This window comes from Rhizobium sp. 01T437 (genome assembly GCF_056398505.1).
In genome coordinates this window covers 439,664-452,155 of sequence record NZ_JBFTPM010000001.1, presented here as the reverse complement: position 1 = coordinate 452,155, position 12,492 = coordinate 439,664, and the positions used below count along the sequence as shown (strand labels likewise).

Genomic DNA, 12,492 nt, shown 5'->3' with positions numbered 1-12,492 from the left:
AGCCTCACATTGATCAATTACGTCAAGATTGACGTCAACTAAACTAGAGCCGATCTTTCATCCGGTAAAGGAGAAAGACCTATGAAAAATGGTTTGGAAGATGTCATCGCCGCTGAAACCCAGCTCTCGGATGTCGACGGCGAAGCCGGCCGACTGATCATCCGCGGCGTATCGCTGGATCATCTGGCAGGAAGCAGCACCTATGAGGATGTCGCCGCCCTGCTGCTGGACGGCCTGATCGAGCCGCATCTCGACGCAAGCGAATTGCGCCGCCGGCTCGGCCAGGCGCGCATGGAAGTTTTCGCCGAAGTCAAGACTGCCGATACTCGCCTGCTGAAGCTGCCGCCGGTCGATGCTATGCGTGCTCTTGTTGCCCGCCTACCTGACGGCGAGGATATAGATACCGTGCTCCGTCTGCTTGCCGCACCCGCCGTCTTCCTGCCGGCGGTTCTGCGCCTGCAGCGAGGCGAAAAGCCGCTAAAGCCCGATGCGGGCCTCTCACAGTCGACGGACATCCTGCGCATGCTCTCAGGCGCGGTGCCGAGCGCCGAGCAGACCGCAGCCCTCGACACCTATCTCGTGACGATCTCGGATCACGGCCTGAACGCCTCGACCTTCGCATCGCGTGTCATCGCCTCCACCCGCGCCGGCCTCACCTCCTCGGTGCTGGCGGCGATCAGCGCGCTGAAGGGACCGCTGCATGGCGGCGCGCCGGGGCCGGTGCTCGATATGCTCGATGGGATCGGAAGCGAGGCCAATGCCGGCCCCTGGCTGCGCTCAGCGCTCGATCGCGGTGAGCGGCTGATGGGCTTCGGCCACCGCGTCTATCGCGTGCGCGACCCCCGTGCCGATGCCCTGAAAAATGCGCTGAAGCCGCTCGTTGCCGCAGGCCAGGTCAATGCCATCAGAATTGCGCTTGCTGAAGCAGTGGAACAGGCAGCCCTCGCGATCCTGAAGGAACGCAAGCCGGACCGGCCGCTGGATGTGAATGTGGAATTCTATACCGCGCTGCTCTTGGAAAGCCTCGGCTTCCCGCGCGAGGCCTTCACCGGCGTCTTCGCGATCGGCCGCACCGTCGGCTGGATTGCCCATGCCCGTGAGCAGGCGCTGGAAGGCCGTCTCATCCGCCCGCGCTCTGTCTATGTCGGACCGTTGCCGGAAGCGGCGTGACGAAAAGAAAAAGCCGCTCCCTCGTTTCAGAGGGAGCGGCCGAATTTTAAACCAACCGGCTCTGTTCCGTCGCAGCTTCGATGAAGCTTGCAAACAGCGGATGCGGATCAAGCGGGCGGGACTTCAGTTCCGGATGGTACTGAACGCCGATGAACCAGGGATGGTCAGGATATTCGATCGTCTCCGGCAACACGCCATCCGGCGACATGCCGGAGAAGACCAGGCCGCAATTTTCCAGCCGGTCCTTGTAGTCGATATTGACTTCATATCGGTGGCGGTGACGCTCGGAAATATCGGTCGAGCCGTAGATATCCGAAATCTTGGTGCCCTTCTTCAGGGACGCCTTGTAGGCGCCGAGGCGCATCGTGCCGCCGAGATCGCCGGCAGCGTTACGCTTCTGCAGCTCGTTGCCCTTAACCCACTCGGTCATCAGACCAACGACCGGCTCCGGCGTCGGTCCGAATTCGGTCGAGGAAGCGTTCGGGACATCGGCGAGGTTGCGGGCAGCCTCGATGACGGCCATCTGCATGCCGAAGCAGATGCCGAAATACGGCACCTTGCGCTCGCGGGCAAAACGCGCTGCATGGATCTTGCCTTCCGAACCGCGCTCGCCGAAGCCGCCGGGCACCAGGATGCCGTGGACCTTTTCGAGGTAGGGCGCCGGATCTTCCTTTTCGAAGACTTCCGACTCGATCCATTCGAGCTTGACCTTGACGCGATTGGCGATGCCGCCGTGATGCAGCGCTTCGATCAGCGACTTATAGGCATCCTTGAGGCCGGTATACTTGCCGACGATTGCGATCGTTACTTCGCCTTCCGGTGTGCGGATACGGTTGCAGACCTCTTCCCACTGGTCGAGGCGCGGCTTCGGAGCCGGCTCGATGCCGAAGGCCGCGAGCACTTCGTCGTCCAGGCCTTCCTTGTGATAGGCCATCGGCACGTCGTAAATATTGGCGACGTCGAGCGCCTGGATGACGGCGGAGGGACGCACGTTGCAAAACAGCGACAGCTTGCGGCGTTCGGCTTCCGGGATTTCCCGGTCGGCGCGCACGAGCAGGATGTCGGGATGAATGCCGAGCGCCTGCAGCTCCTTGACGGAATGCTGCGTCGGCTTGGTCTTCAGCTCGCCGGCTGCCGGAATATAGGGCATCAGCGTCAGGTGAACGTAAACAGCTGTACCGCGCGGCAGATCGTTGCCGAGCTGACGGATCGCTTCCATGAAGGGCATCGCCTCGATATCACCGACCGTGCCGCCGATCTCGCAGATGACGAAATCGTAGTCGTCATTGCCCTCGATGACGAAATCCTTGATCTCGTTGGTGACGTGCGGAATGACCTGAACGGTCGCGCCGAGATAGTCGCCGCGACGTTCCTTGTCGATGATGTTCTTGTAGATGCGGCCGGTGGTGATGTTGTCGGTCTTGGTCGCCGAGCGGCCGGTAAAGCGCTCGTAGTGGCCAAGATCGAGGTCGGTTTCCGCGCCGTCGTCGGTGACGAAGACTTCGCCGTGCTGGGTCGGGCTCATGGTGCCCGGATCCACGTTCAGATAGGGGTCAAGTTTGCGAAGCCGGACCCGATAACCACGGGCCTGCAACAACGCTCCGAGAGCCGCGGCCGCAATTCCTTTTCCGAGGGAAGAAACCACGCCGCCAGTGATGAATACGTATCGCGCCATGGGAGTCACCGGATACCTTTTCAAAAACGATTCCACCAGCCCAAAAATTCTTTTCCAGAACTTTTGGTGCGTGGCGCAGGAATCTGAACAAAAGAAAACCGGCAGACCCGAGGGCCTGCCGGCGGTTTATTTTCTGGACCGGCTTATTGTCCCGTGGGGACGCCGGAAGGCTGTGCCGGCGCGTTAGCGGCCGGAGCCTCAGGCTGAGCCGGAGCCGTCGGAGCCGTCGCCGCAGGGGCGCTCGCAGCCGGAGCCGGGGTTGCTGGTGCCGAAGCTGCAGGGGCAGCCGGTGCCAGAGTGGTAGCGCCGCCGTTCGGAATGCCGCTATTGTCAGCCGGCTGAGCCGGAGCCGCTGCCGGTGCATTGGCGCCGCCGAGCGAATCGAGAATGCCGTTGCCCTGCCCGCTCGTTGCCGGAATACGGTTCAGAATATCCGTCGGACGGCTTTCGTAGCGGGTCAGGATGCCGAGGCCGAGCGAGGTGATGAAGAACAGCGCCGCAAGGATCGCCGTCGTGCGGGTCAGCGCATTCGCTGTGCCGCGGGCCGACATGAAGCCCGATCCGCCGCCGATGCCGAGGCCACCGCCTTCGGAGCGCTGGATGAGCACGACGCCGACAAGCGCGAGCACGATCATGAGATGGATGACAATCAATACGGTCTGCATGGGTCCAGTCCTGCCCGTCTGAGGACGGACATAAAGTAAAAATCTGGCGGCTCTTTACATGAGGTCTTCAGCTATTCCAAGCCCTTCGGCCAGGAATATGCAATCGCTTCAGGCAAGCAGCGCTTCGTAAGTGCCGTAGATGGCGAGGAAGTCGGTGGCTTTCAAGCTCGCCCCGCCGATCAGCGCACCATCGACATTGTCGACGGCGAGCAGCTCGCGGGCATTTGCGGGCTTGACCGAACCGCCATAGAGAATGCGCATGCCCCTGCCCTCATCGCCGAAGCGCAGAACGAGTTCGTCGCGGATGAAGGCATGGACGATTTCCACATCCTTGGCCGTCGGCGTCAGTCCCGTGCCGATCGCCCAGACGGGCTCATAGGCAATGACGGTGTTCTCTGCCGTTGCTTCCTCCGGCAGCGAGCCGGAAAGCTGGCGCTTCAGGATATCGAGCGTCTGATAGGCGTCGCGCTCGTCGCCGGTCTCGCCGACGCAGACGATCGCGGTCAGATCGGACTGATAGGCGGCCTGAGCCTTGGCTCGCACCATATGATCGGTTTCGGCATGGTCAATGCGCCGTTCCGAATGGCCGGCGATCACATAGGTGCCGAAGCAATCGGCAATCATTTCAGCCGAAATGTCGCCTGTATGCGCCCCGGATTGCGCCTGATGGCAGTCCTGGCCGCCGATCGCGAGCGGGCTGTCGGTGGCGAGCGCCGTCGCCACGTAAAGCAGCGTGGCCGGCGGGCAGATCAGGGCTTCGACTTTTTCCGACAAGGGGGAGCTGACGCCTTGGGCAATCGCCTTGATCTGGTCCAATGAGGCACGCGTGCCGTTCATCTTCCAGTTCCCCGCCACGAGCGGGCGTACGTCAGGTGTCATGCTGCTCCTCCCAAAAATCCGCATATCGGGCGGCCTTAGCAAAAGCTTGCGGTAAAGGAAAGCGCCACGCGTAACGTTGGGGGAATATGATCGTTTGAAAGCTCTGCGCGGCGTGAAATCCGCCCGTTCAGGACGCCAGAATCCAGTTCAACACCTTTCGCCAGTCGATCATGCGGATCGGCGTGCCATGATTGCCGTTCTGGAAGAGCGTGAAATGCGTCGGGTACTTCGCCTTGTCGAGCTTCTCGAACAGCGCCTGCTGCTCGGTTGCCGCATAGACGGGATCGCGGCTGCCATGGGCAAACCACAGCGGCAGCTTTGCCTTGTAGAACGGGCTCTTTGCAAAATCCGGGTCAGAGACCCCGCTCATGATCAGCATGCCCTTCAGCCGCTTGACGCTTTCGGCATCGCGCGTGATGCCCCAGCAGATCTGGCTGCCCATGGAGGCGCAGCTCAGGATGACCGGCCGGCCGGGCGATTGGGCGCTTGCATAGCGGATCAGCCCGGCAATGGCTGCAACGCCATTGGCGTCGAAGGTCCTGACAGTCGGCGAATAATAGACGCCGCCATTGCCGGCCGTAAGGTTCTTCAGCCGGTTGAAATTGCCGCCGAACGAATAATCGTTGGCGCCGAGCCGCCGGTCGCCGTCGCGGCCGTGGATGAAGATGACCGTGAAGGCGGCATTCTGAGCCGGTCCCACCCTGGTGACATCGAGCCTGACGCCGTCGAGTGACAGCGTTTCATCTGCCTGCAGCTTCTTCACGCCGAGCGAGACATATTTCTGCTGCACCCGCTTTTGCGGGATCTGGTCGCGCCCGTTGATGTCGCGCATCTCATCGTAATCGATCACATCGAAGGCGCCGTCATCGCCCGTCTGCAGCACTTTCTGCGTTGAAAACAGATCGTCCTTGTAGGGCGGCAACGCATCGGCCGCGGCGGTCGTGATGGCCGCGGACAGGAAAAAGGCCGCAATTGCAGTGATTATGGTGCAATGACTTGTGGACATCGGCATGCAGATGGTTCCCAGAGAGCTGCCGCGACTTGCCATTCGGCGTCCAGCAACGCAAATCACATCTTGAAAAGCTCCGCAAATCCGGGGCGCGTCGCGTATCGGGGCGCTTTCTGTCAGAATTCCCCTGATTCGCAAACGCGATGCGGACTGTGACTATTGTGGGCCAGCGGCGGCCCTTCACGAGAATGAAGATCTGAACGGTTCCATGGAAGACAGCAACGACCTCTTTTCCGGAATGCCCCTGTCACAGAAGCAGGAGGAGGCTGCAAAGCCTGCCGCGCCAGCCGAACGGCCCGCTGCAGCGGCACCGGCAGCCCCTCGCCCCGCCCCGGCGACGTCGAACGGCGATGATTACGGTGCATCCTCGATCCGCGTTCTGGAAGGCCTGGAACCGGTTCGCATGCGCCCCGGCATGTATATCGGCGGCACCGACGAAAAGGCGCTGCACCACCTCTTCGCCGAAGTCATCGACAACTCGATGGACGAAGCGGTGGCCGGCCATGCCGATTTCATCGATGTCCATCTGGATACCCAGGGCTATCTGACGGTCACCGACAACGGCCGCGGCATTCCAGTAGAGAACCATCCGCAGGTTCCCGGCAAATCGACGCTCGAAGTCATCATGACCAAGCTGCATGCCGGCGGTAAATTCGACGGCAAGGCCTACGAGACCTCGGGCGGTCTGCACGGTGTCGGCGTCTCTGTCGTCAACGCTCTGTCGGATCATCTCGAAGTCGAGGTCGCCCGTAACCGCAAGCTCTATCGCCAGCGCTTCTCGCGCGGGGTGCCGCAGGGCGGGCTCGAAGAGCTGGGCGATGTGCACAACCGTCGCGGCACCAAGGTTCGCTTTCATCCCGACCCGCAGATTTTCGGTGATCATGCGAAGTTCGATGCGGCGCGTGTGTTCCGCATGGCCCGCTCCAAGGCCTATCTCTTCGGCGGCGTCGAGATCCGCTGGAGCTGCGAGCCGGGAGTGCTGCCTGAGGGATCGGATCTGCCCGACAAGGCCGTCTTCCACTTCCCCGGCGGCCTCAAGGATTACCTGCAGGCAACGATGGGCAAGGAATTCACGGTCACCCGCGAGATCTTCGCCGGCAAGACCGAGAAGGTAGCCGGCCACGGCGCGCTGGAATGGGCGATCACCTGGTATGGCGGCGATCCGCAAGTCCATTCCTACTGCAACACCATCCCGACGCCCGAAGGCGGCACGCATGAGGCCGGTCTTCGCATTGCGATGACCAAGGGCCTTAAGAGCTATGCCGAGCTGACGCAGAACAAGCGTGCCGCACAGATCACCACCGATGACGTGATGATCTCGGCCGTGGGCATGCTCTCGGTCTTCATCCGCGAGCCGGAATTCGTCGGCCAGACCAAGGATCGACTAGCGAGCGTCGAAGCCCAGCGCCTTGTCGAAAATGCGCTGCGCGACCCCTTCGACCATTATCTCGCCGACAATCCGAACGAGGCCGAGAAGCTTCTCGACTGGGTGATCGAGCGCGCCGAAGAGCGCCTGCGCCGCCGCAAGGAGAAGGAAGTCAACCGCAAGACAGCAGTGCGCAAGCTGCGCCTGCCCGGCAAACTCGCCGATTGCTCGCAGAATACCGCGGAAGGCGCCGAACTCTTCCTGGTCGAGGGTGACTCGGCAGGCGGTTCCGCCAAGCAGGCGCGCAACCGCGCCAATCAGGCGATCCTGCCGCTGCGCGGCAAGATCCTCAACGTCGCCAGCGCCGGCCGAGAGAAGCTGTCGGCCAACCAGCAGATCTCCGATCTCGTCCAGGCGCTTGGCTGCGGCACACGCTCGAAATATCGCGAAGAGGATCTTCGCTACGAACGCATCATCGTCATGRCCGATGCCGACGTCGACGGCGCCCATATCGCCTCGCTGCTGATTACCTTCTTCTATCAGGAGATGCCGGAGCTGGTGCGCGGCGGTCACCTCTTCCTGGCCGTGCCGCCGCTCTACAAGATCACACAGGGGGCGAAGTCCGCTTACGCCCGCGACGACGAGCATCGCGCCGAGCTGATGGAGACGGAATTCAAGGGCAAGGCCAAGATCGAGATCAGCCGCTTCAAAGGTCTCGGCGAAATGCTGCCCGCGCAGCTCAAGGAAACCACCATGGATCCGTCCAAGCGCACGCTTCTGCGGGTGCTGATCGACGAGGTGGATTTCGAGGGCACGCGCAACGCCGTCGACGACCTGATGGGAACCAAGGCCGAAGCCCGTTTCCGCTTCATACAGGAGCGCGCGGCTTTCGCAGAGGATCTGGATATTTAAGTTGTAGCGAATTCATCGAACTGACGAAGAACCGTTACAAGTCCGTCAAATTACCGGCGCAATAGAACGGCCGGTGCTGCGACCTTAAGCAAGGTTTCCGCAGCGCCGGCCGTTTTGTTTCAACCCTTTGCCGGATATTTGCCATGACCAAGCGTTTTCTTGCGACTGCCGCTTTTGTTCTCCTGTCCAGCACTGCCTCCGTTTATGCCACCGATATCGGCGCGACCGTCGAGACCGCCTGCCCCTTCGGCGATTGCGCGGCAGCGATCTCGCTTTCCTATCTCGGTGAATTCGTTATCCCGACCGGCCAGATGGAAAACGGCGTCGAATTCGGCGGCATTTCTGGTCTTGATTTCGATGCCGCCACCGGCCACTACATCGCCATCAGCGACGACCGCTCCGAAAAGGCCCCGGCCCGCTTCTACGATCTCGATATCGACGTCAGCGCCGCCGGCCTCAAGGGCGTCACCATCGCCAAGCACACCACCTTCCAGGATAAAAACGGCCAGCCCTTCGCCGTCCGCACTGTCGATCCGGAATCCATCCGCTTCGGCAAGGACGGCATCTACTGGGGCAGCGAAGGTGATGCGAAGGCGCTGATCGCTCCATTCGTCCGCGTCGCTTCTCCTGATGGCGCCTTCGTGCGCGAGTTCAAGCTGCCCGACGGTTTTACGCCGACCGCCGACAAGTCGACCGGCATCCGCGACAACCTCGCTTTCGAGGATCTGGCCGTATCTCCGTCCGGTGACGTGTTCGTCGGCGTCGAAGCTGCCCTCTATCAGGACGGCCCGAACCCCAGCCTGACGACCGGCAGCCTCTCGCGCATTATCCGCTATGACGGCGCAACCGGCGAGCCGAAGGCTCAATATGTCTATCCGGTCTCGCCGATCCCTCAGGCTGCCGCCAAACCCGACGGCGGCAACGATAACGGCATGTCGGAAATGATCGCTCTTGACGATCATCGCCTGCTCGCCGTCGAGCGCAGCTATGCCCAGGGCTTCGGCAACAACATCAAGCTCTTTATGATGGATCTCGACGGCGCGACCGACGTTTCCGGCATCGCTTCGCTCGCCAAGAACGATCAGCGCGTTGTTCCTGCTCGCAAGAGCCAGGTGCTGGATCTCCGCGCCATTGGCCTGACGCCCGACAATATCGAGGCCATGGCGATCGGCAAGGCGAAGGACGGCACGGATGTCCTGATCCTCGGTTCTGACAATAATTTCTCGACCGGCCAGAAGACACAGTTCTACGCCTTCAAGATCAACCGCCGCCCGCAATAATATCTCAAGGATTCAGCGACCAAATAACCACGCTTTGTATACGCTTTATCCGGGCGGACCTTGAAACCGCCCGGTTCATAGCCCATAAACTAGGACAACAATAAAAAGAGGCGCGTGTGGGTGTGTTTGATCGTCAGAAAACCAATACGGAGCCGCGATGGCTGGGGCCGTCGGCGACGATACGTACGCCGCTGATACCCTCCATTTCGGCTGCCCGCTGGCTGCTCGTGCTTGTTGCTGCGGCTGGCGTCTATTTCTTCTACGGCTTCGTGGTGCCTGTGCTCGCAGCCCTCGTCATCGGCTTTGCGAGCTGGCCGCTTTACCGCAAGCTGGTTGCCCGCGTCGGCGGCAATACGACGGTCGCCGCGACGATCGCGATCGTCCTCATCGTCACCTTCCTCGTCATTCCGATCAGCCTTGCGGTTGCCTATACGACCGGTGAAGTGCGCACCTGGGTCGCATGGGCGATCCACGCCAACCGCTTCGGGGCGGAAACGCCGCAATGGATCGTCGCCTTGCCTCTGGCCGGTTCCTATCTCGACGAACTTTGGACGAAATATATCGGCAGCCCCGGCGCCATGGGTGAGCTCATCCAGGCAGTCAGCGGTGCCAATATCGGCAATATCTACCGCGCAATTCTGGCGGCCGGCGGTGGTGCCTTCCACCTGTTCCTGACGTTGCTCTTCATGCTGATCGCGCTCTTCTTCGTCTATCGCGACGGCTTCTCCTTCTCCAAGCAGATCGACATGCTCGGCGAGCGTATCCTGCCGAACCGCTGGGAGCGTATTTCCCGCGTCGTGCCTGCCACCATCAGTTCGACCGTCATGGGCATGACGCTGATTGCCATCGGCGAAGGCATCGTGCTCGGCGTCGCCTACTGGATTGCCGGCGTGCCCTCGCCCGTCACCCTTGGCGTTTTGACCGGTGTCATGGCGCTGATCCCGGGCGGAGCGCCGCTCTCCTTCACGCTGGTATCCGTCTATCTGCTGGCCAGCGGCTCGCATGTCGCCGGCATCGGTCTGTTCGTCTGGGGCACGGTCGAACTCTTCATTGTCGATAAGACGCTGCGCCCCAAGCTCGTCGGCGGACCGATCAAGCTGCCGTTCCTGCCGACCTTCTTCGGCCTCGTCGGCGGCGTTAAGACGATGGGCTTCCTCGGCCTCTTCATCGGCCCGGTGCTGATGGCGCTGCTGGTCGCGATCTGGCGCGAATGGATACATGAAGTCCGCGCCGCCGATGCGGGACCGCAGATCATCCTCGACGAGCAGGCGCCTCCGGTGCAGCGTGCTGCCGAAGGCTAGGGCTTTTCCGGCTTAGGCCAGGCGCTTTTCCATGAAAAGGCTGAGCGGATCCGGCTGATAGGAGCCGAAAGGCTCGATCTCGTGATATCCGTATTTCCTGTAGAGGCTGATCGCCTCCGGTTGATAGATACCGGTCTCCAGGCGGATTGCGTCGAGACCCTTCTCCCTGCCGATCTCCTCCAGCCGGTCCATCAGGCGGCTGGCGACCTTCAGGCCCCTCGCCTCGGGATCGACGAACATGCGCTTGATCTCGGCCGTCCCGTCACCTGCCTCCACCAACGCACAGCAGCCGACGATCTCGCTGCCGTTACGCGCCACGAGGAAGCTCACGGATGGCTTTTCCAGCGTGGAGATATCGACGAGGTGGTTGCTCTCGGGCGGATAGAGCGACTGCGCATAGGCGTCGGAGAGATCGAGAAGGCGAATCACGCCATTCTGGCGCGGCGGTTCCAGAGCGATGGTGACGGACATTTTCTCTCTCCTGTTCCGGCGAAACGCGTGATTTTTCCCTTGATGACAAGGAGTTAATATCGCTGCCTTCATTCCGTTGGAATTGTGCTTTCGAAGGGGATGACACGCTCAATAGCCATGGAGGCAAAATATGCAAGCCGTCCTCATCGCCATGACGATCCTCGGTTGCGACGATTCCGTCAGCCAGTGCAATTACGTCGCCACGGTCGACAAGCACTGGGAAACCGTCGTCGCCTGCGATGCCGAGGCCGAACAGCGGCTGAAGACCTATGCCAATGCCAGCTATCCGACCGTCATTGCCGTCTGCGAGGCACCGAAGTCGCTTGCCGCTGCCGAACCGGCCAAGCCGGCGCCTGCTGCACCAGCAGCGCCCGAGGTAGCCGAACAACGGGATGGTCTTGGCGGTTTTGTGGATACTATTGCCGGGCGTGTGCGCGCCAATTTGCCTTCCGGCCATGATGTGAAAAACACCCTGGCGAAGCCATTGCATTTCGTCTCTGCAAGCTATTCCTGGGCCGCAGCCCGCTTTACCGACTAGGCAGCGGCAAGTGACGCATAGACACGGGCCGACCGGCGCTGCTCGGCGACATGCAGCTTCTCGACCATATCGAGCAACTCGCCGACGGCGTCATGCTGCCCGACCCGGCTGTGGAATTTCTGGAGCAGGCGCCCGCAGATGCTGCCGAGCAGCGAGGCCGAGGTGTTGCGCGAAGCCTCGCGCCAAAGGAACGTCGCTTCCACGAAAATGATGCTGATATCGCGCGGCAGGCCCGCCGATTCATAGAGCGCGCGCACGGCATGCATGCGGCCCGTGGCAAGGATTGCCCGCACGCGCCGGTCGCTGCAGCCTGACAGGTTGACGATGGCGCAGGCGAAGAATTCCACCTTGCCGCAGCAGAGCGCGTGCATGAGGAAGGAAGGCGTCAGCCGGTCGTTCAGGCGAAGATGTTCGACGAGATCTGGCACTTCGATCGGCGCGATATCGCCGGCGATGGAAACGATCGCCGCTTCCGTCGCCTCGCGGCTGATGCGCTGCAGCCTCTGCAGGCCGATCGCCGCTTGCGCCAGCGGCAGGCCGACCAGAGCATTGCTGACATGCTGCGTCAGAAGCTGGCGGGCATCGGCCGGCAAGTAGATGCGGTCGAGAAGCAGGTTTCTGATGTCGCTGACATCGCCGAGCCGTTCGGCAATCCGCTTCAGGGATTGGGCGGAAATCGCCGCGCCGTCATTTTCGAGCAGGCAGAGAATTTCGTCCTCGTCGCCGACTTCGGCAAGTGCCGCCGAAACGGGGCGGGTCACATGGGCGCGCGCCGCAATCAGCATGCGCGTTGCACCGCTGCCGCGTGCTGCGAGATCGACGAGATCGGCATCGGTCAGGATCGGCGAGCAGGTCACTGCATGGCAGGCGATCTCCGGCTGGTCTTCGGCAAGCGAGAGAATGATGTTGCGCGGCGCATGCGGCGCCCAGGCGATTGCTTCGGCGAGCGCAAGCCGCACACGCGGCGACGGATCGTCGAGCAGGTAGGTCATCGCCTTTTCAGCAGCGTCGCGCCGCTCGTCCGACATTTCCGATTTGAGATAGACGCGTCCCAGAGCATTTGCAGCGGCCGCCCTGTCAGCCGTCTTGGCCGTTTCGACCCAACGAAGAAATGCTTCAATGATCACGACAACGCCCCAGCACCGAACGCGATTCCTTCGCGTCTTATTCAATACAAGGACGATAGCCGGAAAAAGTTTATGATTGGTTCACCATATTTATTAGGC

The 12,492-nt window shown here is 61.6% G+C and carries 11 protein-coding genes; 5 read left to right on the top strand and 6 right to left on the bottom strand.

Translation table 11 applies throughout. The features are described 5' to 3' along the window. The first annotated feature begins 81 nt into the window (after nucleotides 1-81). Entirely contained in the window at nucleotides 82-1,170 is a 1,089-nt protein-coding gene (locus AC1DM5_RS02365; protein ID WP_477819525.1) for a citrate synthase/methylcitrate synthase, read from the top strand. A 46-nt stretch (nucleotides 1,171-1,216) separates the two neighbouring features. Here the strand turns inward: AC1DM5_RS02365 and AC1DM5_RS02360 are convergent, their stop codons facing one another. From AC1DM5_RS02360 to AC1DM5_RS02345, 4 genes are all read right to left on the bottom strand, one after another. Then, nucleotides 1,217-2,845: a CTP synthase gene (locus AC1DM5_RS02360; RefSeq protein WP_477819524.1), complete on the bottom strand. Its 1,629-nt coding sequence runs from the start codon at nucleotides 2,843-2,845 to the stop codon at nucleotides 1,217-1,219. Nucleotides 2,846-2,988: 143 nt separating this feature from the next. Continuing rightward, nucleotides 2,989-3,510 (bottom strand): preprotein translocase subunit SecG, encoded by a 522-nt coding sequence (gene secG / locus AC1DM5_RS02355; RefSeq protein ID WP_477819523.1) that lies wholly within the window; start codon nucleotides 3,508-3,510, stop codon nucleotides 2,989-2,991. Between the two features lie 108 nt (nucleotides 3,511-3,618). Then, nucleotides 3,619-4,389, bottom strand: a complete 771-nt coding sequence (tpiA, locus tag AC1DM5_RS02350; RefSeq protein ID WP_477819522.1) for a triose-phosphate isomerase — start codon at nucleotides 4,387-4,389, stop codon at nucleotides 3,619-3,621. A 127-nt stretch (nucleotides 4,390-4,516) separates the two neighbouring features. Continuing rightward, nucleotides 4,517-5,401 carry an alpha/beta hydrolase gene (locus tag AC1DM5_RS02345; protein ID WP_477819521.1) on the bottom strand — a complete coding sequence of 295 codons (885 nt, stop codon included), beginning with the start codon at nucleotides 5,399-5,401 and terminating at the stop codon, nucleotides 4,517-4,519. Between the two features lie 205 nt (nucleotides 5,402-5,606). Between AC1DM5_RS02345 and parE the strand changes: the two genes are divergently transcribed. From parE to AC1DM5_RS02330, 3 genes are all read left to right on the top strand, one after another. After that, nucleotides 5,607-7,676, top strand: coding sequence for a DNA topoisomerase IV subunit B (gene parE / locus AC1DM5_RS02340; protein ID WP_477974527.1), 2,070 nt, complete (start codon nucleotides 5,607-5,609; stop codon nucleotides 7,674-7,676). A 143-nt stretch (nucleotides 7,677-7,819) separates the two neighbouring features. Continuing rightward, a complete protein-coding gene (locus AC1DM5_RS02335; RefSeq protein ID WP_477819520.1) occupies nucleotides 7,820-8,956 on the top strand; it encodes an esterase-like activity of phytase family protein in 1,137 nt (378 codons plus the stop codon). Between the two features lie 116 nt (nucleotides 8,957-9,072). Beyond that, nucleotides 9,073-10,257, top strand: a complete 1,185-nt coding sequence (locus AC1DM5_RS02330; RefSeq protein ID WP_113185217.1) for an AI-2E family transporter — start codon at nucleotides 9,073-9,075, stop codon at nucleotides 10,255-10,257. 12 nt (nucleotides 10,258-10,269) lie between these two features. On the opposite strand, the gene AC1DM5_RS02325 is transcribed toward AC1DM5_RS02330, so the two are convergent. Further along, nucleotides 10,270-10,728, bottom strand: coding sequence for a GNAT family N-acetyltransferase (locus AC1DM5_RS02325; protein ID WP_477819519.1), 459 nt, complete (start codon nucleotides 10,726-10,728; stop codon nucleotides 10,270-10,272). 130 nt (nucleotides 10,729-10,858) lie between these two features. On the opposite strand from AC1DM5_RS02325, the gene AC1DM5_RS02320 reads away from it, so the two are divergent. Further along, nucleotides 10,859-11,266, top strand: coding sequence for a hypothetical protein (locus tag AC1DM5_RS02320; protein WP_477819518.1), 408 nt, complete (start codon nucleotides 10,859-10,861; stop codon nucleotides 11,264-11,266). Here the strand turns inward: AC1DM5_RS02320 and AC1DM5_RS02315 are convergent. Then, on the bottom strand, nucleotides 11,263-12,393 hold the full coding sequence (locus tag AC1DM5_RS02315; protein WP_477819517.1) for a DUF2336 domain-containing protein: 1,131 nt from the start codon (nucleotides 12,391-12,393) through the stop codon (nucleotides 11,263-11,265). The genes AC1DM5_RS02320 and AC1DM5_RS02315 overlap by 4 nt on opposite strands. Nucleotides 12,394-12,492: the final 99 nt, after the last annotated feature.

What these genes read in the sequence shown, in the direction of transcription:
- AC1DM5_RS02365 (WP_477819525.1), top strand. Translation starts at nt 82, where the DNA reads ATGAAAAATGGTTTGGAAGATGTCATCGCCGCTGAAACCCAGCTCTCG.
- AC1DM5_RS02360 (WP_477819524.1), bottom strand. Translation starts at nt 2,845, where the DNA reads ATGGCGCGATACGTATTCATCACTGGCGGCGTGGTTTCTTCCCTCGGA.
- secG (WP_477819523.1), bottom strand. Translation starts at nt 3,510, where the DNA reads ATGCAGACCGTATTGATTGTCATCCATCTCATGATCGTGCTCGCGCTT.
- tpiA (WP_477819522.1), bottom strand. Translation starts at nt 4,389, where the DNA reads ATGACACCTGACGTACGCCCGCTCGTGGCGGGGAACTGGAAGATGAAC.
- AC1DM5_RS02345 (WP_477819521.1), bottom strand. Translation starts at nt 5,401, where the DNA reads ATGCCGATGTCCACAAGTCATTGCACCATAATCACTGCAATTGCGGCC.
- AC1DM5_RS02335 (WP_477819520.1), top strand. Translation starts at nt 7,820, where the DNA reads ATGACCAAGCGTTTTCTTGCGACTGCCGCTTTTGTTCTCCTGTCCAGC.
- AC1DM5_RS02325 (WP_477819519.1), bottom strand. Translation starts at nt 10,728, where the DNA reads ATGTCCGTCACCATCGCTCTGGAACCGCCGCGCCAGAATGGCGTGATT.
- AC1DM5_RS02320 (WP_477819518.1), top strand. Translation starts at nt 10,859, where the DNA reads ATGCAAGCCGTCCTCATCGCCATGACGATCCTCGGTTGCGACGATTCC.